The sequence below is a fragment of the Actinophytocola sp. KF-1 genome, assembly GCF_054661535.1.
This window is the reverse complement of sequence record NZ_BAAFVK010000005.1, coordinates 376,214-402,370: the sequence shown is the minus strand read 5'-3', so window position 1 is coordinate 402,370 and position 26,157 is coordinate 376,214. Positions and strand designations below refer to the sequence as shown.

25 protein-coding genes are annotated in these 26,157 nt (G+C 72.0%); 4 read left to right on the top strand and 21 right to left on the bottom strand.

Features of this window, described 5'->3' with window-relative positions:
- Nucleotides 1-5 precede the first annotated feature (5 nt).
- The 9 genes from ACYQ77_RS17875 to ACYQ77_RS17835 all read right to left on the bottom strand — a co-directional run bounded on the left by ACYQ77_RS17875 (nt 6) and on the right by ACYQ77_RS17835 (nt 6,888).
- Nucleotides 6-1,784, bottom strand: coding sequence for a proton-conducting transporter transmembrane domain-containing protein (locus ACYQ77_RS17875; RefSeq protein ID WP_459712660.1), 1,779 nt, complete (start codon nt 1,782-1,784; stop codon nt 6-8).
- A gap of 1 nt (nt 1,785) precedes the next feature.
- On the bottom strand, nt 1,786-2,091 hold the full coding sequence (nuoK, locus tag ACYQ77_RS17870; RefSeq protein WP_459712658.1) for an NADH-quinone oxidoreductase subunit NuoK: 306 nt from the start codon (nt 2,089-2,091) through the stop codon (nt 1,786-1,788).
- Nucleotides 2,088-2,639 carry an NADH-quinone oxidoreductase subunit J gene (locus ACYQ77_RS17865; RefSeq protein ID WP_459712656.1) on the bottom strand — a complete coding sequence of 184 codons (552 nt, stop codon included), beginning with the start codon at nt 2,637-2,639 and terminating at the stop codon, nt 2,088-2,090. The genes nuoK and ACYQ77_RS17865 overlap by 4 nt, the downstream gene beginning before the upstream one ends.
- 3 nt (nt 2,640-2,642) lie before the next feature.
- Nucleotides 2,643-3,539 (bottom strand): NADH-quinone oxidoreductase subunit H, encoded by an 897-nt coding sequence (locus ACYQ77_RS17860; protein WP_459712654.1) that lies wholly within the window; start codon nt 3,537-3,539, stop codon nt 2,643-2,645.
- 314 nt (nt 3,540-3,853) lie between these two features.
- Nucleotides 3,854-3,997, bottom strand: coding sequence for a hypothetical protein (locus ACYQ77_RS17855; RefSeq protein ID WP_459712652.1), 144 nt, complete (start codon nt 3,995-3,997; stop codon nt 3,854-3,856).
- Nucleotides 3,994-5,247, bottom strand: a complete 1,254-nt coding sequence (locus tag ACYQ77_RS17850; protein ID WP_459712649.1) for a hypothetical protein — start codon at nt 5,245-5,247, stop codon at nt 3,994-3,996. Before ACYQ77_RS17850 ends, ACYQ77_RS17855 begins: the two co-directional genes overlap by 4 nt.
- Entirely contained in the window at nt 5,217-5,543 is a 327-nt protein-coding gene (locus ACYQ77_RS17845; RefSeq protein WP_459712647.1) for an NADH-quinone oxidoreductase subunit A, read from the bottom strand. The genes ACYQ77_RS17850 and ACYQ77_RS17845 overlap by 31 nt, the downstream gene beginning before the upstream one ends.
- A gap of 47 nt (nt 5,544-5,590) precedes the next feature.
- Entirely contained in the window at nt 5,591-6,532 is a 942-nt protein-coding gene (locus ACYQ77_RS17840) for a M56 family metallopeptidase (RefSeq protein ID WP_459712645.1), read from the bottom strand.
- Nucleotides 6,529-6,888, bottom strand: a complete 360-nt coding sequence (locus tag ACYQ77_RS17835; protein WP_459712643.1) for a BlaI/MecI/CopY family transcriptional regulator — start codon at nt 6,886-6,888, stop codon at nt 6,529-6,531. The genes ACYQ77_RS17840 and ACYQ77_RS17835 overlap by 4 nt, the downstream gene beginning before the upstream one ends.
- A 108-nt stretch (nt 6,889-6,996) precedes the next feature.
- Here ACYQ77_RS17835 and ACYQ77_RS17830 point away from each other — a divergent pair, with 108 nt between their 5' ends.
- Complete coding sequence (locus ACYQ77_RS17830) at nt 6,997-7,182, top strand: hypothetical protein (RefSeq protein ID WP_459712641.1); 186 nt, start codon at nt 6,997-6,999, stop codon at nt 7,180-7,182.
- A gap of 5 nt (nt 7,183-7,187) precedes the next feature.
- On the opposite strand, the gene ACYQ77_RS17825 is transcribed toward ACYQ77_RS17830, so the two are convergent.
- The 9 genes from ACYQ77_RS17825 to ACYQ77_RS17785 form a co-directional block, all read right to left on the bottom strand.
- The gene (locus tag ACYQ77_RS17825; RefSeq protein ID WP_459712639.1) at nt 7,188-8,099 is read right to left on the bottom strand and encodes an RluA family pseudouridine synthase; all 912 of its coding nucleotides are present in this window, start codon (nt 8,097-8,099) and stop codon (nt 7,188-7,190) included.
- 886 nt (nt 8,100-8,985) lie between these two features.
- Complete coding sequence (locus ACYQ77_RS17820) at nt 8,986-9,642, bottom strand: response regulator (protein ID WP_459712637.1); 657 nt, start codon at nt 9,640-9,642, stop codon at nt 8,986-8,988.
- Nucleotides 9,624-10,727, bottom strand: a complete 1,104-nt coding sequence (locus ACYQ77_RS17815; RefSeq protein WP_459712635.1) for a hypothetical protein — start codon at nt 10,725-10,727, stop codon at nt 9,624-9,626. The genes ACYQ77_RS17820 and ACYQ77_RS17815 overlap by 19 nt, the downstream gene beginning before the upstream one ends.
- Nucleotides 10,720-11,850 carry a sensor histidine kinase gene (locus tag ACYQ77_RS17810; protein WP_459712633.1) on the bottom strand — a complete coding sequence of 377 codons (1,131 nt, stop codon included), beginning with the start codon at nt 11,848-11,850 and terminating at the stop codon, nt 10,720-10,722. Before ACYQ77_RS17810 ends, ACYQ77_RS17815 begins: the two co-directional genes overlap by 8 nt.
- An 83-nt stretch (nt 11,851-11,933) precedes the next feature.
- Nucleotides 11,934-12,368 carry an SgcJ/EcaC family oxidoreductase gene (locus ACYQ77_RS17805; protein WP_459712631.1) on the bottom strand — a complete coding sequence of 145 codons (435 nt, stop codon included), beginning with the start codon at nt 12,366-12,368 and terminating at the stop codon, nt 11,934-11,936.
- Nucleotides 12,369-12,382: 14 nt separating this feature from the next.
- The gene (locus ACYQ77_RS17800; protein ID WP_459712629.1) at nt 12,383-13,726 is read right to left on the bottom strand and encodes a condensation domain-containing protein; all 1,344 of its coding nucleotides are present in this window, start codon (nt 13,724-13,726) and stop codon (nt 12,383-12,385) included.
- Between the two features lie 16 nt (nt 13,727-13,742).
- On the bottom strand, nt 13,743-15,917 hold the full coding sequence (locus ACYQ77_RS17795) for a molybdopterin-dependent oxidoreductase (protein ID WP_459712628.1): 2,175 nt from the start codon (nt 15,915-15,917) through the stop codon (nt 13,743-13,745).
- An 18-nt stretch (nt 15,918-15,935) separates the two neighbouring features.
- Nucleotides 15,936-16,754 carry an SAM-dependent methyltransferase gene (locus ACYQ77_RS17790; protein ID WP_459712626.1) on the bottom strand — a complete coding sequence of 273 codons (819 nt, stop codon included), beginning with the start codon at nt 16,752-16,754 and terminating at the stop codon, nt 15,936-15,938.
- Nucleotides 16,755-16,790: 36 nt separating this feature from the next.
- Nucleotides 16,791-18,239 carry an FAD-dependent oxidoreductase gene (locus ACYQ77_RS17785; RefSeq protein ID WP_459712624.1) on the bottom strand — a complete coding sequence of 483 codons (1,449 nt, stop codon included), beginning with the start codon at nt 18,237-18,239 and terminating at the stop codon, nt 16,791-16,793.
- A gap of 320 nt (nt 18,240-18,559) precedes the next feature.
- Here ACYQ77_RS17785 and ACYQ77_RS17780 point away from each other — a divergent pair, with 320 nt between their 5' ends.
- Nucleotides 18,560-19,279: a DUF2306 domain-containing protein gene (locus tag ACYQ77_RS17780; RefSeq protein WP_459712622.1), complete on the top strand. Its 720-nt coding sequence runs from the start codon at nt 18,560-18,562 to the stop codon at nt 19,277-19,279.
- A 22-nt stretch (nt 19,280-19,301) separates the two neighbouring features.
- Complete coding sequence (locus ACYQ77_RS17775) at nt 19,302-20,531, top strand: acyltransferase family protein (RefSeq protein ID WP_459712620.1); 1,230 nt, start codon at nt 19,302-19,304, stop codon at nt 20,529-20,531.
- 75 nt (nt 20,532-20,606) lie between these two features.
- On the opposite strand, the gene ACYQ77_RS17770 is transcribed toward ACYQ77_RS17775, so the two are convergent.
- The 3 genes from ACYQ77_RS17770 to ACYQ77_RS17760 form a co-directional block, all read right to left on the bottom strand.
- Nucleotides 20,607-21,176, bottom strand: coding sequence for a dihydrofolate reductase family protein (locus ACYQ77_RS17770; RefSeq protein WP_459712618.1), 570 nt, complete (start codon nt 21,174-21,176; stop codon nt 20,607-20,609).
- 92 nt (nt 21,177-21,268) lie between these two features.
- A complete protein-coding gene (locus ACYQ77_RS17765) occupies nt 21,269-22,870 on the bottom strand; it encodes an MFS transporter (protein WP_459712616.1) in 1,602 nt (533 codons plus the stop codon).
- Nucleotides 22,871-23,236: 366 nt separating this feature from the next.
- Entirely contained in the window at nt 23,237-24,691 is a 1,455-nt protein-coding gene (locus ACYQ77_RS17760; protein WP_459712614.1) for a multicopper oxidase family protein, read from the bottom strand.
- Nucleotides 24,692-24,951: 260 nt separating this feature from the next.
- Between ACYQ77_RS17760 and ACYQ77_RS17755 the strand changes: the two genes are divergently transcribed.
- On the top strand, nt 24,952-26,136 hold the full coding sequence (locus tag ACYQ77_RS17755; RefSeq protein WP_459712612.1) for an acyl-CoA dehydrogenase family protein: 1,185 nt from the start codon (nt 24,952-24,954) through the stop codon (nt 26,134-26,136).
- Nucleotides 26,137-26,157: the final 21 nt, after the last annotated feature.

The following is a 26,157-nucleotide window of genomic DNA, read 5'->3' as shown; positions in this document are numbered from 1 at the left end:
TCACGTCATCCGAGCACGAGCAGCAGGACGGCGAGCGCGGCCAGCGCGACCACCGCCTGTGCGTAGTAGTGGTGCAGCTGACCGGTCTGCGGCCGCCGCGCGAGCTTGCCCAGGGCGCGGAAGCCGCGGGCCAGGCCTCTGACGAGCCCGTCGACCGACCACTCGACGCGGGCGTCGACCAGGCGCGCGAACGTGGAACCGACCGCGGCCGTGGCGCGCACGCTCCCGGCCACGACGCGATCGTCGAACCGGGCCAGCGCGCCGGCACACGCCATCGCGGGCCGGACGACGAGCACGCGGGCCGCGGTCTCCAGCCGCAACCAGTCCAGCAGGACCGCGTTCGCGGGGACGTCCCGTCGGCGGACGACGGCCGCCGTGCCCGCCGCGGCGGCCAGCGCCAGCACGCCGGACACGACCAGCTCCCACGCCTGGACGTCGACGTCGGAGAACCACGTCCACACCGCGGGCACGGCCAGGACGCCGAGCGCTACCGCACCGACGGCGAGCGGGGGCAGCGGGGCGTGCTGCCACGCACCGACCCGGCCGCGTGGCTCCCCTCCCGGTGCCCAGACCAGCGCCAGCGCCCGTCCCGCGTACACGGCGCTGAGCACGCCGGCGGCCAGCCCGGCGAGGTGCAGCGCCGTCGGCGTCCCGGTGAGGACGTGGTCCTTGGTGGCCCACAACGACAGCGGTGGCACCCCGGCCAGTGCGAGCGCGCCCGCGGTGAAGGTGACCCCGACGAGCGGGTGGTGGCGGGCCGCGCCACGCAGCGCGGGGAGGCTCTTGGTGCCCACAGCCGTCAGCCAGGCCCCGGCGCACAGGAACAGCAGGCTCTTCACCAGCGCGTGCGCCACCAGGTGCGCACCACCCGCGGCGACCCCGCCCGTGCCCGCCGCGAGGACGATGAACCCGACCTGCGCGCACGTCGACGCGGCCAGCACCTGCTTGAGGTCGTCCTGCACGACGGCGACCGCACCCAGCAGCACGGCCGTGGCGGCGCCTGCCCACGCGACCACGAGCGCCGCCCACGGGGTCGCCGCGAGCAGCGGTGCCAGGCGCAGCAGCAGGTAGCCGCCCGCCGCGACCATCGTCGCCGAGTGCAGCAGCGCGGAGACCGGGCTGGGGCCGTCCATGGCGCGCGACAGCCAGAACGAGAACGGCAGCTGCGCCGACTTGCCCAGCGCGGCCAGCACGATCCCGGCCGCGACGGCGTCCCGCCAGCCGTCCGGCAGCCCGGCGAGCGCGTCCAGCCCGAGACCGCGCGCGCCGCCCGCGAGCGCCGCGCCCGCGGCCAGGTACAGCCCGAGGTCGGCGGCCCGCGTGGTCAGTAACGCGACCGCGCCGGAGCTCGCGCGCCGCGGCTCCCGCCACCGGAACCCGATGAGCGCGTACGACGCGGCGCCCATGACCTCCCACGCCATCAGCAGCGCGACGAGCGTGGTGGCGGTGACCGTCACGAGCATCGCGCCCGCGAACACCAGCATGAGCCCGAAGAAGCGCGCCGGTGCGTCGTGGATGTCGCCGACCGCGAACACCAGCACGGCGAGCAGCACCACGGCGACGGTGACCACCATGACCGCCGACAGGCCGTCCACGCGCAGCCCGAACGTGACCCCGTCTAGGAACGCGAGGTCGACGGCCGGCCGGGTGACGGCGGCCGTGATCGCCAGGGCCAGCGTCGCGACGGCGGCGGCGAGCGCGGTCACGCGGGCGAACCGGCCGGCCCCGGTGACGAGGAGCGCGGCGCCCGCGAGGAGCGGCACCGCGACCAGAAGCGGTGCCATGTCAGTCCTTCAGGTCCGCGGCCATGTCGGTCATGTCGGCGTCCCGCGCCCGGAACAGGGCGGTGGTGACCGCGAAACCGGCGGCCATCTCGATCGCCATGGCGGTGATCGCGACGACCACGACGACCTGCCCGTCCGGCCGGTCGGGCGCGGTGAAGTACCAGAACGCGGCGGCGCCGACGATGATCCCGTTGACCATCAGCTCGAGGCCCATCATGACCATCACGATCGACTGCTGGGACAGCGCGCCGTAGAGCCCGGTGCTGAACAGCGCGGCGGCGAGCAGCAGGTAGTCCTCGAGGTTCACAGGCCACCCCGCACCGGGTCGTCGGGGCGGCGCCGTTCGAGGCGGTCGCCGTAGCGGTCGTAGCGGCCGCGGTTCGTGGCCAGCACGACCGTGGTGATCATCGTGGCGAACAACGCGAGGCCGAGCACGATCATCGTCAGCATCTTGGGCCCCATCAGTGCCTCGCCGAGCGCCATCGTCGGGTCAGCCGGGCGTTGCGCGTCGCTCGTCGGCCAGTCGATGAGGTAGGCCCCGGCGGCGAGCACGGCGAAGGTGCCCACGGAGATGGCGAGCGCGCCCTTCTTGTTGTGCACCATGGACATCGGCATGAGACCGGCCGGGTTCATCATGTACATGACCATGAAGACGACCATGACGACCATCTCCATGACCATCATGAGCACGACCAGCACGCCGAGGTAGGTCAGCTCCACGAGCAGCACCGTGGCGGCGGCGAACAGGAACGACGCCAGCAGCGCGAACGTGGCCCGTGCCATGGAGTTCACCACGAACACGGCGATCCCGGCGGCGACCGCGCCGACCGCGCACACCCAGAACACCGGCCTCACCTCCTAGATGACCACGAAGGACACGAACAGGGCCTGCACCAGCGTGGCCGGGACGAGGACCAGCCAGGACAGCTCGGTGAACCGGTCCATGCGGATCGTCGGCAGCCGCCGCCCCGCCCACACGAGGAGCGCCAGCACGGCGGCGGTCTTCACGACCATCCACAGCCACCCCGGCAGCAGCGGTCCCGCCCCGCCGCCGAGGAACAGCGGCACGGCCATCGCCGCCCCCGACACCAGCAGCACCCACTGCCCGGCCGTGAACACCAGCCGGTCCACACCGGACAGTTCGGCCCGCGCCCCGCCCGCGAGGTCGGTGCCCACGGCGTGGTCGAACGGCCGGAAGAACGCCATCGCGGGCACCGAGACCAGGTACACGAGGAAGGCGACCGGCATCCAGACGACGAACCACACGTCCTGCTGCGCGGCCACGATGTCCCCGATCCGCAGCGACCCTGCCCCGAGCGCGGCGGTGGTGAGCACGAACATGTGGGGGAGTTCGTAGGCCAGGCCCTGCGCGACGAACCGGTACCCGCCGACGAGCCCGAACGCCGAGTTGGGGCCCCACCCGGCCAGCCAGACCGCCGCCCAGGCGACGACCTCCATGGCGTTGAACCAGACCACACCGATCGACAGGTCGGCGGTGGTCCACGAACCGAGCGGCGTGGCCAGCGACGCGAGCACCGCCGCCGCGACGAGCGCCACCCCGGCGGACCGCCAGAGCAGCGGGTCGTCGGCGACGAGCCGCCGCCGCTGCTGGACGAGCAGCCCGGCCACGGCACGCAACGGCTCGCCGGCACCCCGGCCCGCGAGCACGGCGTCGAACGCGGCCGCCCCGACGGCGAAGGTGGCGAGAACGGCGAGCAGCACGACCGCACCCCACCACGGCACGACCTCGATCACGACGGGCCTCCGAGGTGGTCGGGGGCGAGGCTCGCGACGGTGAGGTGCGCGGTGGCGAGCACGGTGAACGTGGTGACGATGGCGAGTGGCATGACCTCGATCACGACGGCCCTCCGGGGTGGTCGGGGGTGAGGCTTGCGACGGTGATGTGCGCGGTGGCGGGTTCGGTGAATGTGGTGACGATGGCGAGTGGCATGACCTCGATCACGACGGGCTCCCGGGGTGGTCGAGGTCGGGGGTGAGGCTTGCGACGGTGATGTGCGCGGTGGCGGGTTCGGTGAATGTGGTGACGATGGCGAGTGGCATGACCTCGATCACGACGGGCTCCCGGGGTGGTCGAGGTCGGGGGCGAGACTCGCGACGGTGACGCCCGAGATGGCGAGCACGGTGTCGAACGTGGCGGCTCCGGCTCCGATGGCGAACGTGGCGATGACGGCGAGGGGCATGACCTCGATCACGACGTGCCTCCGAGGTGGTCGAGGTCGGGGGCGAGGCTCGCCACGGTGAGGCGCGCGGTGGCGAGTTCGGCGCCTGCCAGGAGGGCGGGGAGGTGGTCGACCGTCCATCGGGTGGCGTCGCGGTCGGGGACGAGGTCGGTGTCGAGCAGGCGGTGGAGGCGGTCGAGGGCGTCGCCCCGGAGCGGTGCGGGCGCGTCGGGTGCCGAGCCGACGCCGGTGAGGAGCCAGCGGAGGGTGCGGGAGCGGCGGACCTTCCGCGCCCAGCGGTCGAGCGGTGCGGGTTGCCCGGCGAGGGCGCGGTCGCGCAGGGCGCGGGCTTCGGTCGCGGCGTCCGCCCACCCGGCGAGGGCGAGCAGGCAGGCGCAGGCGTCGAGCCTGCGGGCCAGGGGGCGGCCGGGCCAGAAGGGGGTGCCGGGCGGGAGGAGTTCGACCGTCGCGGACTGGATCACGTCGCCCTGCAGCCGGGTGCGGACGACGAGGCCCTCGGGCCACAGGGGGAGCGCGGGACCGAGGGGGACGGTGAGCTGGTCGAGCATCAGCCCGTCACGGTCCTCGGCGCGGTCCGCCATCGCGATCCCACCGGGCAGCTCCATCCCGGACATGTCGTGCCCGGAGTGGCCGCCATGCCCGGAGTGGCCGCTGTGCCCGGAGTGGCCCGCCTGGTCGCCATGCCCGGCATGCTTGGCGTGGCCCGCCTGGCCGCCGTGCCCGGCATGCCCGGAGTGCTCGCCGTGCTCGTGGTGCTCGTGGTGCTCGTGGTGCTCGTGGTGGTCGGCGTGCTCGCTGTGCTCGTCGTGCTCGTCGTGCTCGTCGTGCTCGTCGTGCTCGTCGTGCTCGTCGTGCTCGTCGTGGTCGGCGTGGTCGCCGTGTCCGCCATCCTCGTCCCGATGGGCGACCTGTGCGGTGTGGACAGTCGACGCCGCTTCCGCGCGTTGGCGGTGCACGTCGTGCAGCGCGGCCACCGCGGCGGCCAGCTCGCCCTGGACGTCCATGCCCACCGCGAGGTCCACCCGCACCCGGGGCGCGGGGAGTGCCGCCCACAGCCGTGTCACGTCCAGGCCCCGGCCCGCCACCACCAGCAGGTTGGCCTCCGCCGGCGCGGACGCCATCCGCCACCCGCGTTCGCGGGCCACGCGCTCGACCGCGACCCGCACGGCTGTCCCGCCGGGGGCGGTCACCAGCAGCGGCCTCGGCGGGGTGCGGCGCAGCAACCAGCCCGTCACGTCCACCGGAACGCGCCCTCCCGCCACGCGTACACCACGCCGGCGAACAGGATCCCCAGGAACACGAACATCTCCACCACCGCGGTGAGGCCCTCCTCCGCCACCACGAGGGTCCACGGGTACATGAACACCATCTCCATGTCGAACGCCAGGAAGACCATCGTCACCGTGTACCAGCGGACGTGGAAGCGGGACATGGCGTGCTCCGCCGGGGCGTGCCCGGACAGGAACGGGCGCGCGACGACCGCCCTGCCCAGCCGCACCAGCGACGCGACCCCGTAGACGGCGCCGACGGCCAGCACGAGCGCGAGCACGACCGCCATCTACCGCACCTCCCTCGACTACTATCCGCGATCGGAGATGCTAGTGCTCACCCCGGACACGCGACGACGGCGATCGCGATCAGCAGGCCCGCGCCTGCCAGGAACGGCAGCGACACCGCGGCGAGCGCCGTCAGTCCACACGAGACGAACCGCCTGCCCCGGCCGGGCACCGGCGTGTCGTGCCGGAGCCGGGCGATGCGGAGGTCGACCGCGTTCTGCGCCATGGGCAGCGCCATGCTCGGCACGCCGTGCCGGGCGACCGTCAGCAGCGCCGTCCGCACCGCCGCGCGCCCGCACGTGCGGACCGCGGCCACGTCGGCGCACAACTCGACCAGGTCCCGGATGGCGCTCGGCGCCGCGCGGAACAGCGGCACGAACGGCAGCGTGCCCCGCAACGCCTCGACGACCGCGATCAGCAGGTGGTGCCGCCCGGCGAGGTGCGCCCGCTCGTGCGCGAACACCGCGGCCACCTCGGTTTCACCCAGGTGGGTGGTGAGACCGTCGGTGGCCACGACCACGCCGGGACGGCCCGCCATGCTGAACGCCAGCGGCGTGGCGTGCGCGAGCCACAGGACGTCCGGCGGCCCGTGCTGCTCGCGGCCCGCGAGCCGCAGCACGTCGTAGCTCTCCCGCTGCTTGCGTGCCCGCAGCCGGGCGCCGCGGGCGAACACGAACAGTACGCGCACGGCCAGCGCACCCAGCAGCGCGACGCCGAGCAGCCCGGCGAGCTGCTCCACCTCGGGTGGCGACCCGTGCTGGAGCACCAGCCAGCAGTGGTGCAGCACGGCGAGGACCGGCGCGCCGTGACCGGGCAGGAGCAGCAGCACCACCCCGGTGACGGCGGCGAGCACGACGCCGGCCATCGACAGCAGCCACGCCACGACGACCAGTGCCGGGTCGCGGCGCCGCAGGTCGAGCCCGCGCAGCAGCACCGGCCCCAGCCAGCCCGCGGCGACCGCGCACGCGAGCACCGTGAGTGCCGGGATCACGTGCGCCGCACGCGCTTGCGGCGCAACGCGCTGCGCAGGATGTCGGTCTCCTCGTCGGACCCGGACGCCACGAAGTGCATCAGCACCGCGTGCGGGTCACCGGAGGCGTCCAGCACCTCGCGCAGCGCCCGGGCGGCGGCCTCCTCGCGGGTCATCGTGGGCCGGTACAGGTAGGCCTTGCCGTGCAGCTCCCGCTCCACCCACTGCTTGCGGTGCAGGTTGTCGAGCACGGTCATCACGGTCGTGTAGGCGAGCGAGCGGTCGAGCCGGTCCAGCACGTCCCGCACCTTCATCGGTTCCGCCGCGCGCCAGAGCACGTCCATGACCGCCGCTTCGAGCTCGCCGAGACCGTGCATGACACCTCCTCGTCGGGGGTCATGCTACGAGACCAGGCGCGTCAGCAGGTGTTCCCCGGGCCGCGGCAGGGAACTCCAGGGGATCCCCCGACGACACGGGAGCACGAGATGACCGACTCCGCCGAATACGAGGACCTGCCGACGGGCGCCCTGCGTGACCGCGTCGGTTCGCTCAGTGCGGGCGAGTTGCGGCACCTGATCGACGAGGAACGGCAGCACGACAACCGGGCGCCGGTGATCGAGGTGCTCGAGTCCCGCCTCGAGCAGCTGCGGGAGGGGGACGACCTGGGATAACGCCGTCACGCCCGCCACGCGGCCAGGCGCAGGCGGCTCTCGAAGCGGCGGGGTTCGCCGGTGAGCGGGTCGTCGAACGCCAGCACCTTCGCGAGCAGCTGCAGCGGGCGGGTGAAGTCGTCGAGCGGGCGGTCCTCCAGCACCGGGTAGAACGGGTCGCCGAGGATGGGGACGCCCAGGCCGCACATGTGCAGCCGCAGCTGGTGGGTGCGGCCGGTGGACGGCAGGAGCCGGTAGCGGCCCAGCCCGCCGCGGTGGTCGGTGAGCTCCACGCGTGTCTCCGCGTTCGGCTCGCCCGGCACCTCCTGCGCGGTGATGACGCCGCGTTCCTTCACGATCCGGCTGCGCACCACCGTCGGCAGCGCCAGGCCGGGCCGGTGCGGCGCGATCGCCTCGTACTCCTTGTGGACCCGGCGGTCGCGGAACAGCGTCTGGTACTTCCCGCGCAGCTCACGGCGCGCCACGAACAGCACGAGGCCCGCGGTCGGCCGGTCCAGCCGGTGCGCGGGCACGAGGTCGGGGAGGCCCAGCCGGGTGCGCAGCCGCACCAGCGCCGTCTCCGCGACGTGCTGCCCGCGCGGGATGGTCGACAGGAAGTGCGGCTTGTCGGCGACCACGATGTCGTCGTCCGCGTGCACGATGCCGACCTCGAACGGCACCGGCACCTCGTCGGGCAGGTCGCGGTGGAACCACACGAACCCGCCCGGCAGGTACGGGGTGTCGGCCGTGTAGGGCCCGTCGACGCCGACGAACCGCCGCTCGGCCAGCATGGCGTCGATCCGCGCCGGGTCGACCCGCGCCAACCGCGCGACGAGGTAGGCCCGGACCGTCGGCCACGTGCCGTCCTCCGGCAGCCGCAGACGGGCCGGGTCGAGCCCGCCACGCTGCGGCAGTGGGGAAGCGGTGGTCCGGCGCACGGCTCGTTCCTACCAGGCCCCCAGTCACCACCACGGCGGACACCCCTCCCACCTGCCCGCCGTGGTGGTCCCGCGGGAGACGTTATGCCTGGTCACCGGCGTTCGTGACGGTTGTTCGACCCACACGGTCTCGTGCGGCCCGCGGAGCGGGCCCGGCCGGGCCGCGGTTCGCCCACCGCTCGGCTCTTTGCGGGGCGACACTCTGCTCGGGGATGCCGGTGGCGAGCGCTGCGCGCCTGGGGAGCGGGCCCGGCAGGGCCTCGGCTGCTTGCCCGCCGAGCTGCTGGGCATGGGGCTTGCCCAGGCTTTGGTTCTTTGGGGGTGGCTCCGCACTCGGATGGCGCTGCGCGCCCGCGGCCCGCGGAGCGGGCCTGGCCGCCTGCGGTACGCCCGCCGAACCGCTGGTGCCCGGGCCAGGCTGCGGGCGGTGTGCCCGCCGAACCGCTTGGCCCTTTGTGGGGTCGGCATCACGCTATGGGATGCCTGTGGCGGGCGCTGCGCGCCCGCGGCCCGCGAAGCGGGCCTGGCCGCGCGTGGTGCGTCCGCCGAATCGCTGGTGCCCGGGCCAGACTGTGGGCGGTGTGTCCACCGAGTCGTTGGTCCACGGCTCTGTGCGGGGTGGCTTCGCGCTCGGGAGGGGGAGGCGGGCGCTATGCCCGCCGGACCGCTTGGCTCCATGTGGGGGCGACATCGCGTTATGGGGATGCCTGTCGTGGGCGCTGCGCGTCCGCTGAGCTGCTGGGCTTGTGGGTTTAGCCCAGGCTTGGGTTCTTTCTGGGTAGCTCCGCGCTCGGATGGAGGGCCGCAGGCGCTGCGCGCCCGCGGCCCTCACCCGGCCGCGGCCCGAGACCCTCACCCGGCCGCGGGGCGCGCACCCCGACGAGAGCTACAGCTCGTCGAGCCCGACGAGACCGTCCTGGATGGCACGTGCGACCAACGCGGCCTTCGTCGACGCGGGGCGGCCGACGTTGGCGTACCGGATGCGGACGCGGTCGATGTAGCTGCTCACGGTGCGCGCCGACAGGCCCAGTTTGCGGGCGACCATGTCCTTCGACTCGCAGGCGAACCAGTTGACCAGCACGTCGATCTCCCTCGGCGTGAGCTGGGGGCGGCCGGGGCGGGTGTCGGTGCTCATGGCGCGTGCCATGAGCGGTGGCGTGTACGGCAGGTGCCTGCCCGCCGCGTGGATGGCGCCGACCAGGTGGCCCGGGCCCTCGGTCTTCGACAGGTAGGTGGACGCGCCGATGTCGAGGCACGTGAGGATGGTGTCGCGGTCCTCCCTCATGGTGTAGACGACCACCCGCCTGCCGCTGTCGACGAGCCGCCGCAGGTCGGTGAACGCGGGCACCTGCTCGGTCAGCTGCAGGTCGAACACGACCACGTCGGCGTCGGCGCCCGGGCCGGTCCACGCCACTGCCGGGGTGGGACCGGAGTCCACGACCTCGATCGGCGGGTCGGCCGCCGCGCACCACGCCTCCAGGCCGGAGACGATCGCCGGGTGGTCGTCGACGACCACCGCCGTCGTCACGTCCGTGCTTGCCATGTGGCCTCCACCCAGACCTCCTTCCCGTCCACCAGCCTCGTCACTGTGACGTCGTCGCCGCCCGTCGGTTCCGGTTCCGGCGGCTGCGTCTCACGCGCGTCGGCGACGACGCTCACCGTGACCCCGTCCGCCGACCCGAGCACCGTGACCCGCGCCCGCGTGCCCGCGGCCGCCAGGGTGCGCAGCACCGGTTCGGTCAGCGCGCGGCGGGCCGCGAGCGGTGGTGTCGGGTGCTCTCCGCACGTGCCGAGGTAGACCGCGATCCCGTTGCGTTCCGCCAGGTCCAGGCATGCCCGCAGCTCGTGCAGCAGCGGGTCGACCACCTCGTCGTGCTCGGCGAACAACCGGCGCAGCCGCGCGGCCGCCACGGCGTAGTCCGCGCGGACCCGGTCGTCCGACAGGTCGGCCGCGCCGGTCTTCAGGTCGGTCAGCAGCGGCACGGTGGTGGTCGCGAGGTCGGCGTAGCGGGCGCGGCGGTCGGCGTGCAGCTGCTCGGCGATCGCGTCGGCGGTCCGCAGCCTCGCCGCCCGCGCCGCCGCGGCCGCCGCCCGCGCCGCGAGACCCCGCAACGCCGTGGCGGCCGCGAGGACCGGCAGCTGGCACCCGAGCACGACGGCGGTGACGACGACCAGGTCGGCGGCCTGCCCGCCCTGCCCGGCCGCGATGAGCTGGGTGAAGCTGCCTGCCGTGTGCACGCCGAGGAACACGGCGGTGGCGAGCGCGCCGCGGTCCACCAGCAGGAGCAGCCCGAACCAGCCGATCACCCCGTAGGACCACTCCGCCTCCGACATCAGCTCGGTGGCCGGGATGCCGGTGGTGGCGAGCGCCGACGCCGTGAACACGGCCGCGACCAGCACCCAGCGCGGCCGGCCGAGTGGCCGGTCCCGCAGCACCTGGACGCTCGCGACGGCGATCACGGCGGTCAGGATCCCGAACGCGAGCCACTGCCTGCCGAGGCTGTCGTAGACCTCCGGGTTGGCCAGCAGCAACGGCAACGCGAGCCCGTACAGCGTGCCCGCGGTGATGGCGAGCGTGGCGAGGCGCAGGCCGCGGAAGACGTTGTCCGCCACGACGGGTTCACTCACGCGGCCACTCCAGGCGCACCGTGGTCCCCGCGCCGGGGCTGCTGGTCACCGTCGCCCGGCCGCCGGCGCGGGTCATCCGCTCCTCGATGGACCCCGACACGCCCCGGCGGTGCGGCGGGACCCGTGCGCGGGTGAAACCCGTGCCGTGGTCGGTGATCTCGACGGTGACGGACCCGTGCCCGCGGCCGACCGTCACCGACGCGGTGCCGACGCCCGCGTGCCGTGCCACGTTCGTGAGGGCCTCCCGGGCCGCCGCGGTGATCGCGGCCGCCGCGGCGGTGGGCAGCGGGACCGGGCCGGGTGCCTGCCAGGACACGCGTACGGGGCCGTCACGCACCACGTCGTGGAGCGCGGCCACCAGGTCGACGGCCGAGGCGTCCCCGGCGCGGGTGTGCTGTGCCGCAAGGGCTTCCAGGTCACGGGCCGCCTGCCGGGACAGCCACGGTTCCGACCCGTCGACCATGCGGGCGCCGACCGCCAGCAGCGTGGCCGCGGCCGTGTCGTGCAGCACTGCCAGGTGTTCGTGTTCGTCCGCGCGGCGGGCGGCGGCGACCGCGGCCTCCCGCTGTGCCCGCTCGCTCGCCGCGACGGCCCGGTCCGCGCGCCTGGCGCCCGCCCGGACCAGCAGGAACAACACCCGTGACAGCGCCGCCTCCGCGAACGTCCACAGTCCGATGGGGACGGTGTCCGCCCAGCGCGCGGGCGCGGCGAGGAGAACGCCGAACAGGTGCGCCCCCGTGACGGCGGTCGTCAGCAGCACGGCGCCCGCCGTCGTCGTGAACCACTGGTGTGCCACGACCGTGATCGAGGCGATCGCGAGCACCCAGTTCGTGCTGTCGCTCAACGAGTCCGGCGGCACCACCCACCGCTGTGCCAGGCACAGTGCGGCGACGACCAGCGTGTCGGCCGCCAGCACCCGCGCGCGGGCGACGTGGCGGACGTAGACGGCGGTCCACAGGGCCAGCCCGGTCGTCGCCGCGGCGACCGCCGCGAGCCGGTCGTGCGGGGCCTGGAACAACGCGGCGGCACCCGCGCAGACCAGCACCGCGGTGCGGACGAGCACGGCCATGCGCCTGCCCACCCGCCGCAGTTCGCCACCGGTGACGTCGCTCGACGGTTCCATCCACAGCTCCCATGAACGCTGTGCATGCTATCCGCCGTGCGGCGTGCCGTGTCCCGGCGCGGGTGGGCGGCGCCGTGGCCGGGTCAGGCGTCCGTGCCGGGGACGGGCAGGCCGCGGGTCGCCGGGGTGTTCTGGTACGAGGCCAGTTTCCACTGGCCGTCGACGCGCACGGCGAACCAGGACGCCCGGATGGCCTGGCCGTCGGAGACCTCGGTCTCGCCGGCCGCGAGCACACCGCCCGACGACAGCAGGAGCGCCGCGTCGGGGCCGAAGAACCGCAGGCCGAGCGGCGTGCCGACGACCCGGGTGCCGCGGTACTGGTTGTCGAACGCTTCCTTGAAGTAGAGCCGGATGTCCTCGCGGCCCTTGCGGAACACGCCGGGCAGGATCAGGGTGCCGTCGTCGGTGAACAGCTCGGCGATGGCGTTCGCGTCCTCGTCCACCCATGCCGTGAGGAGCTGCTGGGGGAGTGTCGCCACGGCCGCCTGGTCGGCCACCGGTACCTCGTTCGTGGTCATTGACGCGTCCTTCCTCAGTCCGTTGTGGACAGTGACTGCTTGATCACCTGCAGGAACCGGGCCAGCAGGTCCCGGATCGTGCTCGCGTGGTACCGGTCGCTGTTGTACTGGACCTGGCCGATCATCTCGCCGTTGGCCGGGTCGAGGTCGAGTGTCCACAGTGCACCGTCGGGGATGTCGGTGCTCACCTCGGCGGGCAGCAGGCGGCGGCGGATCTCCGAGCACGTCAGGTCGCCGACCCGCTGGTCCGCCATCACGAACGGGAACTGGAACACCTGGAAGGCGATGCCCGCGGTAGTATCGCCCACCCAGGGGTCGGCGATGTGCGGCGACCCCGCCATGATCTTGGCGAACGGGATGGGGTGCGAGAACGCCTCGAGGCAGGTCCGGCGGGTCCGCTGGACGATCTCCCGGAAGTCGGCGGCCCCGGCCAGGTTCGTCCGCAGCGGGACGAGGTTGTAGAACGGGCCGATCATCTCCTCGAACTGCGCCTGCCCGCGCCCGGAGGTGATGGTGAGGACGGCGATGTCGTCGCTGCCGCTCAGCTCGCTCAGCAGCACCTTGTACGCGGCGAGCAGCACCATGAACGGCGAGCTGCGTGTCGTCCGCGCCAGTTCCAGCGTCGCGGCGGTCAGGTCCGAGTCGGCGAGGTAGCGTTCCACCGACGTGTTCCTCGGCAGCCCGGCCGACCGCGGGAAGTCCGTCGGCATCATGGGCATCCGGGCGCCGTCGAGCTTCTCGCGCCAGTACGCGGCCGACCGGGCCAGCGACTCCTCGGTCGTGTTGGCCGCCTCCCACTCGACGAGCTCGCGGTACTGCCGCGCCGGGGGCAGCGCGGGCGGCCGGTTCTCCCGCCGCGCGGTGTAGAACTCGGCGAGCTCCTTGGTGATCAGCTGCAGCGACCAGCTGTCGGTGGCCGAGTGGTGGACGATGAGCACGAGCACCCAGTCGTCCTCGGCGAACTCGGCGAGCACGGCGCGGAACACGCCCTGTTCCCGGACGCTGTACTCGGTGGCCTCGATCTCGATCAGCAGTTCCTCGGCCCGCCGGTCGCGGTCGGCGGGGTCGGTGCCGGTCAGGTCGCGGACGACCAGCTCGGCCGGGCTCGGCGGGTGGATCAGCTGGTGGCGTTCCTCCCCGCGGACCACCTCGGTCCGGAGGATCTCGTTGCGCGCCACGACGTCGTCGAGCGCGCCGCGCATCGCGTCGACGTCGACCCGGCCGCGGACCCGCAGGCCGTGGGTGAGGTGGTACCGGGGCCCGAACGGCCCCGCGCCGTCGCCCTGGTCGAACATGACCATGAAGTCCTGGTTGAACGAGAGCGGGAACCTCTCCACGCCCGGTAATTCGTTGCTCATCGCGCCACCGTCCGGTTCAGGGCTGGTACGGGCTGATCGTGACCGGCACGCCGTTGAACACCGCGTTGCCGGATGGAACGTCTACAACGGACTCGTCGGTGAGCGCGTTCGCGTTGACGCCCGCGTTCCCGGCCGCGACCCGCTGCCCGCCGCCGGTGTGCCCCCACCCGTGCGGCAGGCTCACCACGCCGGGCATGATCGCGTCGTGCGGCTCGACGTCGACGACCAGCTCGCCGGTGGCCGACCGCACGACCGCCCGCTCGCCCAGCCCGTACTTCGCCACGTCGGCGGGGTTGACGTGCAGCACGCAGCGGTTGCTGCCGCCGACCAGCGACGGGACGTTGTGCAGCCAGCTGTTGTTGGACCGCAGCTGGCGCCGCCCGATCAGCAGCAGCTCCGGAGCCGGGTCGGCGAGCCGCGCGCGCAGCCGGGCGATGTCCCCGACCACCGCCCGCGGCGCGAGCTCGACCCGCCCGGACGCCGTGCACACCAGTTCCTTCAGCCGCGGCTCCAGCGGCCCGAGGTCGATGCCGTGCGGGTTCGCCTTCAGCTTCGCCAGTGACAGGCCGTGGGGCCCGAACTTGAGCAGCGTGTCCAGGATCAGCTCGGGGCCGCTGTCGCCCTCGATCGTGGCCCGCAGCGCGGCCACCGGCATGCCCTCGACCGGCGAGCCCGGCATCTGGGTGGCCCCGGTGAGCAGCTGGTCGATGATCATCTCGTCGACCCCGGCCGGATCGGCCCCGGCGCCCGCGCCCGCCGCGATCAGCGTCAGCTTCCCCCAGATCTGGGCCTCGGAGAGCTGCCCCGGCGCCAGCGGCAGGACCGGCGGGGAGAACCGGGCGTAGTTGCGCACCGTGACGATGCTCAGCAGGAAGTCGTAGTGCGGTGTCTGCAGTATCCGCGGCGGCGGCAGGATGACGTGGGCGTGCCTGGTCGTCTCGTTGAGGTACGGGTCGACGGCGACCATGAAGTCCAGCCCGGCGAACGCGCGGCCGAGCCGGGGACCGTTCGGTGCGGAGAGGACCTGGTTGGCCGCGATCGAGATCAGCGCCCGGACCTGGCCGTCGCCCGGGGTCTCGATCTCCTCCGCCAGGGTCGCCGTGGGCAGCTCGGCGAGCGTCTCGGGCAGCCCGCGCACCCGGCTGTGCCACTGCCCGGTGACGAACGGCTGACCGGTGCGGAAGATCTCCAGCGTGCCGGGGCGGGCGAACATGACCCCGCCCGCCCGGTCGAGGTTGCCGGTCAGGATGTTGATCACCTGGACCAGCCACTGCGCCAGCGTGCCGAACTCCACGGTGGACGCGCCCATCCGGGCGTAGACCGCGGCGGTCGGCGCCGCGGCCAGCTCACGGGCCAGCCGGACGATGTCGGCGGCGGGCACGCCGCAGGCCCGCTCGGCGACCGCAGGCGGGAACTCCGCGGCGATCTCCCGCAGCTCGTCGAGGCCGTCGACGTCGACCGTGACCGTGGCGAGGTCCTCGGCGAGGAGCGTGTGCACGATGCCGAACAGCAGGAACACGTCGGTGCCCGGCCGGATGAACCGGTGCTCGTCGGCGAACTCGGCGGTCCGGGTCCGGCGCGGGTCGACCACGACCACCTTGCCGCCGCGTGCCCGCACCGCCTTGAGCCGGCCGGGCATGTTGGGGCCCGCCCAGATCGACCCGTTGGACTCGAACGGGTTCGCCCCGATCAGCAGCAGGTAGTCGGTGCGGTCCACGTCGGGCACCGCGACGGCGAACGGGTCGCCGTACATGCTGCCGCACGCGATGTGCAGCGGCATGTGGTCGATGGTGCCCGACGAGTAGACGTTGCGCGTGCCCAGCGACTGGACCAGCGGCATCCGGTACAGGAACCCGGCCATCGAGTGCCACGTCGGGTTGCCGAAGTAGACGGCGACCGCGTCCTTGCCGTACGCCTCGGTGACGCGGCCGAGACCCTCTGCCACGGCCTGGAAAGCCTCGTCCCAGGTCGCTTCCCGCCATTCGTCGCCGGTGCGGATCATCGGCGTCCGCAACCGGTCGGGGTCCTCGTCGATGCGGCCGAGGCTCGCTCCCTTCGGGCAGATGTAGCCCTGCGAGAACGGGTCCTCCTGGTCGCCCTGCACACCGGTGACGTGCCCGGTGTCGTCGAGCGTGATCCGCAGGCCGCACACGGCCTGGCAGACGGGACATGTTCGGTGCGCGGTCGTCATCGGCACTCCCATGGGCGGTCAGTCGGCCTTGCGCGCGACCGCGATCAGGTAACCCAGCTCCGGCCGCCGCCTCGCCGGGTCCCGCACGGCGCCCAGGATCGGGAGGATGCGCTCGGAGTAGCGCTCGACGAACTCGTCGTGCCGCGCCTCGACGGCCTCGAGCATCCGGAACGCACTGCGGCGGGTCTCCGCGCTGATGTCCTTGAGCTCCTGCAGTTCCAGCCCCGACCGGGCCACCACCTCGCGGTACTCGTGCTCGAGCAGCCGCGGGCTCATCGCCGTCTTCGCCTCGTGGTCGCGCAGCTCGGCGAGCTCCTCCGGCGACGGCTCGGCGTTGAGGAACATGTCGGTGATGACGACCCGGCCGCCCGGCTTCACCACGCGCTTGAACTCACGCAGCGCCGCCAGCCGGTCGAGGTGCGGGAGCGTCTCCACCACCCACACCACGTCGAACGAGCCGTCCGCGTAGGGCAGGTCGTGGGCGTCGACGCAGTCGAAGGTGACGCGGTCGGCGAGGCCGAGGTCGGCCGAACGCCGGTTGGCGCCCTCGACCTGGCTGCGGTTGTTGGAGATGCCGACCACCCGCACCGACGACGACCTGCCGGCCAACCGGAACGCGGGCAGCCCGAACCCGCAGCCGACGTCGAGCACCCTGGCGCCGGTCACGTCCCCGGACCGCTCGATGACCAGGTCGGTCAGCTTGTCGGCGGCCTCCCGGTTGGAGCTCTGGTCCTCGTCGGAGTCCCAGTAGCCCTGGTGGAAGTTCGCGTCCCACACCTCGGCGACGAACTGGTTGACGACGTCGTAGTAGTTCGAGGTCTCGTCGTCGTTGCTCATGCTGGCTCCTGACCTGGGTCGAGTTCGGGGTGTCGGTCACGCCGCACGGGGGAGGTCCTTCTTGTCGGACGGCGCACCCGGCTCCTCGGTCCACGGCTCGACACCCGCCGGGGCCTGGTAGACGTACGGCTCCCGGCTCTCCTTCGACGGCCCGAACAGGGACTTCCACAGCACCTTGAGGAAGAAGCCGGGGCGCTGCAGCGCCGACGGCGGGTCGATCAGGCCCGCGGCCCGGAAGTACTGCTCGGTGATGTTGCCGTCGCGGGTGGCGGCGACCTGGACCTTCTTCAGGAACCAGTTGCCGAAGCGCACCTTGAAGGGCCGGTCGCCCTCGACGCCGGGGAAGCTCAGGTCCACCGTGGTGGTCATCTCCCACGGCGCGTCGATGGCGTACTTCGCGATGTCCCGGAAGTAGTCCTGCGGCACCGGCGCGGCACCGCTGTGCAGGTGCGACCGCATGGTGATGGCGCACAGCGCCGCCACGCTCATGCCGCCCGCGTACACCGGGTTGAAGCAGGTCACCGCGTCCCCGGTGACCAGGAGGCCCTCGGGGAAACGGGTCAGCTTCTGGTAGTGGCGGCGCAGGGTCGTCGGGAAGCGGAAGGCGACCGCCTTGTCGACCGGGTCGGCGTAGCGCAGCGTGTTGTAGACGTCCCTGGCGGCGAACGACTTGAGCCACTTCCACACACCGGGCTGGTCGGTGGGCGGGTGGTCGCCGAGCATGCCGTAGGTGGTCATCTCCAGCAGGTCCTGGTCGGTCTTGAAGAAGACGTGCCCGCGCGGCTGCGCGGGGAACGGGATCTGGTTGATGGCCGCGTCGTTCACGAACGGGTCGGCGCCGGGGCGCAGCTTGAAGTGCTGCGTGATGTACACCAGGTCGACCTTCTTGCGCTCCTCCTCCGGCTTGTCGTAGCCGAGCTGCTCCAGCCAGACCGGGGTCCGCGAGCCACGCCCGGTCGCGTCGACCACGAGGTCCGCCTCGATGACCGTGTCGTCCTTCGCGCCGTGTGCCTGGATCCGCGCGCCGGTGACCCGGCTCTTGTCCGCGGTCGTGGTGAGGCCGAGGATGTCGTGCTCCTCGACGAACACCACGTTGGGCAGCTGCTGCACCCGTTCGCGGATGTGGAACTCCAGCGTCGGCCGGAGCACGCCGAGGGTCCGCAGCCCCCCGTGCTGCTGCTTGAGCCGGTTGCCCTGCGCGTACCAGCGGCAGGTGCCGGACAGGTCACCGGGGAAGGCGCCGTCCGCGACCAGCTCGTCGACGATCCCGGGGAACAGCTCTTCCATGATCTGCACACCGCGGGCGAGGATCCCGTTGGCCTGCCGGGTCTGCGGGCAGTGCTTGCGCGGCGTCTTCACCCCGACGAGCACGTCGCGGTCCACGATCCGCACCTCGTCGTAGGCTTCCGAGAGCACCCTGGCCGCGAACAGTCCGGCGATGCTTCCGCCGAGCACCACCGCACGGGTCCCAGTCTCGTTGCTCATTCGCGGTCAACTCCTTGAAATCCGGGTGGCTTGCACGCCCTGTTGGAACGGTCGATCGGCTCTCCGCCGGTGGCATCGGAACGGAGCCCACCCCCCGCCGTCCACACCGAGGTCCTGGTCAGCCTCACATCCCGGGTCCGCACGCCGCATCTCCCGCGTTGCGCCCTGCCGACCGTCCACACGAGAGCGACGAGGAGTGCGCTGCCACCGGGATGTCTCGCACTCTCAAAGATGCCGCCCCACCACGGCTCGCATACCTTCTATGTGATCTTGCCGCCACTCAGCCCCGTGCATTGGCCCGGGCCGGAGGGAGTCACGCCGTGACGCAGAATTTGGAAAGGGCCGGCCCGGAGCAGGTCGGCAGGCCGAGGCTCAGCGTCGAGGTGAGCTGGGGCGGCGAGCAGGAACGCCGCCGGTCGTGGTGGCGGCGGCCGTGGCTGCTGCCGCTCGGCGTCGTCATCGTGTGGTTCCTGTTCTACGTGTGGCCGCCGTACCTGAACCTGGACCCGGCCAAGTCGCTCATCCCGATCCGGCCGGGCTCCGCCGTGCACTTCCCGATGCTCGTCGCGCACATCGTGTTCGGCACCATCGCGATGGTGACAGTCTTCCTGCAGGTGTGGCCGTGGCTGCGCAAGCGCTACCCGGCGGTGCACCGCACGGTCGGCCGGGTGTACGTGTTCGGCGGCGCGCTGCCCGCGGTGATCCTCGCCTTCCTGATCACCCCGCTGTCGCCGTTCCCGACGATCGGCACCACCCTGGGCGGGATCTTCTGGTTCATCACCACGGTGATGGGCTACGTCCGCGGCCGTCAGCGCCGGTGGGACGAGCACCGCCGGTGGATGCTGTACAGCTTCGCGATGACGTTGAACGTCATCTGGGGCCGGATCCTGATGGTGGTGCTGCCGCTCACCCCGATCGACGCGGAGATCCAGGGCCACGCCTTCGCGGCGACGCCGTGGCTCGGCTGGGTCATCAACCTCATCGCCGTCCAGTGGTGGCTGAACCGCACCGCTGACCGGCCCATCGCACAACCCGTCTGACCGCGTCGCAAAGGTGTCTACCATGGACTTGTCCACTACCGACGGGAGCCGCGCGGCGACGCGGCCGTCCCGGCTGCCAACACTGACCGGCATGCGGTTCATCGCCGCCGCGATGGTGTTCTTCTTCCACGCCAACCAGGAAGCCCTGTTCTCCTCGCCGGACGCGGGCGGCGTCTTCAACGCGCTCGCGAGCCAGGGCGGCTGGACCGGGGTGGGCTTCTTCTTCATCCTCAGCGGGTTCGTGCTCACGTGGTCGGCCCGGTCCGGTGACTCCGCGCCGCGCTTCTGGCGGCGCCGGTTCTTCAAGATCTACCCGAACCACTTCGTCACGTTCATCGCGGCCTTCCTGCTGCTGACGGTCGTGGCGCAGGAGACGATCGAGAACTGGCGGGCGATCCTCAACCTGTTCCTGCTGCAGTCCTGGTTCCCGGCGATGGAGACCAGCCTGACCCTCAACACGGTGTCGTGGTCGCTGTCGGTCGAGCTGCTGTTCTACCTGTCCTTCCCGCTGCTGCTGCGCGTGATCAGCCGGATCCGCCCGGAACGGCTGTGGTACTGGGCGGGTGGCGTCGTCGCGGTGATCCTGGTCGTCCCGGTCGTCGCCAGTGCGATGCCGCCGAGCGAGCCGTTCCTGCCGTGGGCGAACGCCACGCCGACGGAGTTCTGGTTCGTCTACCTGCTGCCGCCGGTGCGCATGCTGGAGTTCGTGTTCGGGATGATCCTGGCGCGCATCGTCCTCACCGGGCGGAAGATCCCGCTCGGTCTCGGCGGCGCCGTCGCGCTGACCGTCCTCGCGTACTTCCTGGCGCCGATGTTCCCCGGCACCTACCCGATCGTGGGCGTCATGGTGCTCCCGCTGGGCCTGCTGATCGCCGCGGGCGCGGTCGCCGACGTGCAGGGGCACCGGACGGTGCTGTCCACCCGCACCCTGGTGTGGCTCGGCGAGGTGTCGTTCGCGTTCTACCTGTGGCACCGGCTGGTCCTCGTCTACGGCCACCAGTGGATCGCGGGCGTCGACGACCCGACGTCCTACCCGGTGGCGAACGCCGGTTACAGCACGCCGGTCGGGCTCGCCTTGCTGGTGTTGCTGTTCGGCGTGAACCTGCTGCTCGCGTGGGCGACGTTCGCGCTGGTGGAGAAACCGGTCATGCGTCGCTTCGCCCGTTCGCGGCGCAGGCCGCACCCGGTGGCGGAGACGCCCGTGGCCGAGGCGCCCCGACGGGTGCCGTCGGCCGAGGAACCGGTCGCATAACACGACAGGACGGAAACCGCACTGCGCCACCGGCGCCAGTGCGGTTTCCGTCCTGTGTGGAGATAAGGAAAGCGGCTACTGCTTCCGCACGCCGTAGATCGTGTGGATCACTTCCGGCGCCTCGATGACCCGCTTCAGCTCGAACTTGAGGGGCAGCTCCCCGACGTTGTCGAACAGCCGGATGCCGTCGCCCAGCACGACCGGGACGTGGGTCAGGTGCAGCTCGTCGACCAGGCCGGCCTCGAAGGCCTGCTGGAACGTGGTCGCGCCGCCGACGATGGCGACGAGGCCGTCACCGGCCTCGGCCTGGGCCTGCTCGACCGCGCTCACCACGCCGTCGGTGACGAACCTGAGGTTCCCCGCCGCGGTGGCGGCCCGCTCCGGCACGCTGTGCGCGGGCACGAACATCGGCACCTTGAACGGAGGGTGGTCGTACCACCCGTTCTGCTCCTGCCCGAGGTCGAAGGTGCGCCACCCCATCACCACCGCCGAGGCGGCGAACAGCTCCTGGATGACGGTCATGCTGGCGTCGGACACGGTGCCGGAGCGCGGGTAGCTCCACTGGTGCAACAGCTCCAGGTCGTCGTCCGGGCCGGTGGCGTAACCGTCCAGCGACAGACTCATGTGGAGGATCGTGGTGGACATGACGGTGCGGTTCTCCTTGTCGTAGCTTCAATCATCAGAAACGCGACATTCCCCGAAGTCCACACCACGGGACCTCGGGGAATGTCGGGGACCTACGCGACCGTCGGCGATTCCTCGGCGGTCACCGGGGCCTGCTCGGTCTCCGTGGCTTCGGCGGGAGCCTCTTCCTGGCCGAGACGCGGCACGTGCCGCAGCATCGTGGAGACGAGCACGATACCACCGGCCAGCAGGAACGCGGCGATCCACGCGATGACGTGCAGACCGCTGGTGAACGCTTCCCTGGCCGAGGTGACCAGCGCGTCGCCCGCGTCGGCGGGCAGCGACCGCGCGGCGCCGACGGCCCCGGCCAGCGTGTCCCGGCTGGCGTCCGCCTCCGCCGGCGACAGCCCGGGGGGCAGGCTGCCGAGCTTGCTGCTGTAGACGACGGCGCCGATGCTGCCGAACACGGCGATGCCGAGCGCGTAGCCGAACTCGTTGCTGGTCTCCGACAGCGCCGCGGCCGATCCGGCGCCCTCCGGCGGCGCCAGCCCCATGATCAGGCCGGTGCCGAGCGCGACCAGCGGGCCGGCGCCGAGGTTGTTCAGGCAGTACCCGACGATGACCGCCGCGACGCCACCCGTGCCCGAGGCGGGGACCTGTGTCACCACCAGCAGACCGGCGATCGAGAGGATCAACCCGCCGCCGATGGCGTACGCCGGGCGGATGTGGCGGCCCAGCACGGGTGCCAGCATCACGCCGGTGATCGACGCGGCCACCGCGGGCAGCATCCACAGCGCCGTCTGCAGCGGCGAGAGCCCGCCGACCAGCTGCAGGTACTGGGTGATGAACATCATCACCGTGCCGAGCAGCGTGACGCCGAGCAGCATGCCGATCAGCGCCGCCGAGAACGCCTTGTCGCGGAACAGTTTCAGGTCGAGCAGCGGGCTGTCGTGCCTGCTCTGCCTGCGCACGAACAGCACACCGAACACGATGCCGACCACGAGCGCGGTCGTCGGCAGGAACTCCCAGCCGTTCTTCGCGAGCTCCTTGAGGCCCCAGATGCCCGGCAGCAGGGTCGCCACCGACAGCGCGACGCTGACCGGGTCCAGCCTGCCCGCCTCGGGGTTGCTGTACTCCGGGAGGAAGAACGGGCCCAGGACCAGCAGCAGGACCATCACCGGGACGCCCAGCAGGAACACCGAGCCCCACCAGAAGTACTCCAGCATCACGCCGCCGACCATCGGGCCGATCGCCGCGCCGGACAGCAGGCACGTCATCCAGACACTGATGGCGAACGCCATCTGCTTGGGGTCCTTGAACATGTTCCTGATCAGCGCGAGCGTCGCGGGCATCACCGTGGCGCCGGCGAGACCCAGCAGCGCGCGGGCCGCGATCAGCATGCCCGGGCTCGCCGAGTACGCCGCGATGAGCGACGCGACGGCGAACGCCGTGGCACCGATCAGCATCAGCTTGCGCCTGCCGATCCGGTCGCCCAGCGTGCCCATCGTGACGAGGAACCCGGCGAGGACGAACCCGTAGGTGTCGGTGATCCACAGCTGCTCGATGCTGCCGGCCCCGAGGTCCTCGGTCAGATGCGGGAGCGCCAGCAGGAGCACGAAGAAGTCGATCGAGAGCAGCAGTGTCGGCAGTGCCAGCACCGCCAATCCGATCCACTCCCGCCGTCCTGCCCGTGGCGGTACATCCACGACAGTCATGAACTCAACCCTCCTCTTCGATGCAGCCATGCTCACCAATGCCGGTCACGCATGAGATAGCGCATCAGTGCGAAACCCACCTGGGCGACTGCCTGACGGTGACCACCGGCTCGACGGTCTGTTACCTCTCGGAACAAAGAGTAAGGCCTCGTGGCCGCTCGCACCTCTGCTGCCGGGATATTGAGCAATCTGGAAGAATTCACCTGGCCCGCCCGGTTGCGATCATGGCGATGGTGCCATGTCCCGAACAAGGCCGCATAGCACGGAATCCGTTCACCACCGCGACCGGGCGCGAAAAAGGGCCGGCTGTCCCCGAGGACAGCCGGCCCTTTTCCGTGCCGCTCCGGTGACGGCACCGGAACGAAATCAGGGGACGATTTCCATCTGCGCCATCATGCCCACCGACGAGTGGTCGAGGAAATGGCAGTGGTACACGTATTTCCCGACGTAGTCGGTGAACGTGGTCTGAATGCGGACCGCCGTGTCCGGCGGGATGGCGACGGTGTCCTTGCGCCCGGCGTCGCTCGGCCGCGACGGCGCGCCTTCCCGGCCGAGCACCCGGAACTGCTCGAGGTGGAGGTGGAAGTTGTGGTCGGCGTTGAACTGCCCGTCCCCGTTGTAGATCCGCCAGATCTCGGTGCTGCCGCGCTTGACCTGGAAGTCCACCCGGTTCGGGTCGTACGGCTTGCCGTTCACCAGGCCCGTCGGCACTCCGGACACGTCGAAGCTCAACGTGATGTCGCGCTCGACGGTCGCGGCCGCCAGCGCGGGCAGCGGGCGCAGCTCGTCGGGCAGCCTGCTGTAGTCCGTCGCCTGGCGCACGACGTCGAACCGCAGCAGCGGTCCGGTCGTGTCGGCGAGCACCAGCTGGGTGCCCACCGGGTAGCGCGAGAAGTCGATCACCAGGTCGGCGCGCTCCGCCGAGCTGAGCGGCAGCTCGGTGTGCAGGATGGGCGCGGGGAGCAGGCCGCCGTCCGTGCCGATCTGCGTCATCACCTCGCCGCCCAGGTTCAGCCGGAAGATCCGCTCGGTCGCGCCGTTGAGCAGGCGGAAGCGGTACTTGCGCGCGGCGACCGGGAAGTACGGCTGCTGTTTTCCGTTGGCCAGCAACGTGGTGCGGGTGTCGGGGGTGTCGTAGATCAGCGTGCCGTCCTCGGCGATGAACGCGTCGCCGAGCACGATCGGCACGTCGTAGGCCCCGGTGGGCAGCCCGAGGGTCGCCTCCGACGGGTCGTCGATCAGGTAGAAGCCCTGCAGGCCGCGGTAGACGTGCTGCGCCTCGGTGTGGTGGCTGTGGTCGTGGTACCACAACGTCGCGCCCTGCTGGCGGTTCGCGTAGTCGTAGAACCGGCTGCCGCCCGGGGCGATCACGTCCATCGGGTGCCCGTCGTGCTCCGGCGCGGTGTGGCCGCCGTGCAGGTGCACGTTCGCCGCCTCGCCGAGCCGGTTGTCGAAGGTGATCGCGACGCGCCGCCCGGTCCTGGCCCGGATGGTCGGACCGGGGAACTGGCCGCCGAACGTGAGCACCTCGGTGCGCAGCCCGGGAATGATCTCGACGGTCGCCGGCCGCATGTCGAGCCGGTAGACGTCGGTGGTGGTGGTGCTGGCCACCGGGCGGAGCACCGACGGCACCGGCATCCGGGTGGAGAACGGCGCGGCTGTCCGCGCGGCACCGGCCGGCCGGACGCGGGCACGGTGCGGGTGCACGTGCCGCGCGGCTCCGTCCGCCGCGGGTTGCGGCTGGTTCGGGAGCAACAGCGCGAGACCGGCGACACCCGCCGCGCCGCCGCCTAACGCGAGTAGTCGCCGTCTGTTGAGCATGTGGGATCCCCTGTCCGTCGACGAGCGGGAGAGCGAGTGGGTGGCGGGTGCGCACGTGCTCCGGTGGATCACCGCGCCCGCCGAGTGGATCGTCGCACCGGTGCCGGGGGCTGTCGTCTTCCATCGTGCTGACCGGTTTTCCCCGGTCCGCAACCGCGGAGATGCCGCGCGGACCCGGCGGATGACAGGGTCGACTGGCGCGGCTGCGCGCCCCAGGTCCGTTGTCGTGGCTCATGTGCCGTTGTCGTGAGGAGTCTGTTGTGACGGAGATTGACAGGTCGCCGGACAGGTCGGACCTGGTCGGCCGGGCGGCCGAACTGGTGCCGCTGATCGCGCGCAACGCGGGGAAGGCGGAGGAGAACCGCAGGCTCGCGGACGAGACGATCGACGCGCTCGCCGACGCGGGCCTGCTGCGCATGCGCGTGCCGAACCGTTACGGCGGTTACGAGTCCGACATGACCACCGTGGTGGACGTGCTCGCCGAACTGGCCAGGGGCGACGGTTCGACCTCGTGGGTCGCGTCGGTGTACGCCATCTCCAGCTGGATGGTCGGCCTGTTCCCGGACCACGTGCAGGACGAGGTGTTCGCGGACCCGAACGTCCGCGTCTCCGGCATCCTCTCGCCGACTGCGGTGGCGGTGCCTGCCGACGGCGGCGTGATCCTCAACGGGAAGTGGTCGTTCAACACCGGTTCCCTGCACTCGCAGTGGAACGCCAACGCCGCCGTGCTCGCGGGCCCGGACGGCGAGTTCCAGCCGATCATGACGTTGATCCCGATGGACGACCTGCAGATCATCGACGACTGGCACACCGCGGGGTTGCGCGGCTCCGGCAGCGTCAGCACGGTCGCGGAGGACGTGTTCCTCCCGCACGACCGGGTGCTGCAGATGGGCCCCGTGCTCGGTGGCGTGCACCAGTCCCAGAGCAACGCCGACGCGCCGATCTGGAAGGCGCCGTTCATGCCGACGGCGTGCGCCACCGTCACCGCGACCGCGCTCGGCCTCGCCAAGGCGGCCAAGGAGGTGTTCTTCGAGCGGCTGCCCGGCCGCAAGATCACCTACACCAGCTACGAGAGCCAGCGCGAGGCGCCGGTCACGCATCTCGAGGTCGCGGAGGCCACCCAGTACATCGACGAGGCCGACTTCCACGCCCACCGCGCGGCGAGCCTGGTCGACACCAAGGGCCCCACCGGCGAGCCGTGGACGATCGAGGAGCGCGCCCGCGTGCGCCTCGACCTCGGCGCCGTGTGCCGGCGCGCCAAGGACGCCGTGGACATCCTCAACGGCGCGAGCGGCGGCTCGTCCATCTACCACGACGTGCCCATGCAGCGCATCGAGCGCGACATCCAGACGCTCAACCTGCACGCCGTCCTGCACCCCACGACCAACCTGGAGCTGTACGGGCGGGTGCTCTGCGGCCTGGAGCCCAACACGCACTACGTGTAGCGGCCGTGGTGGTGTCCGGAA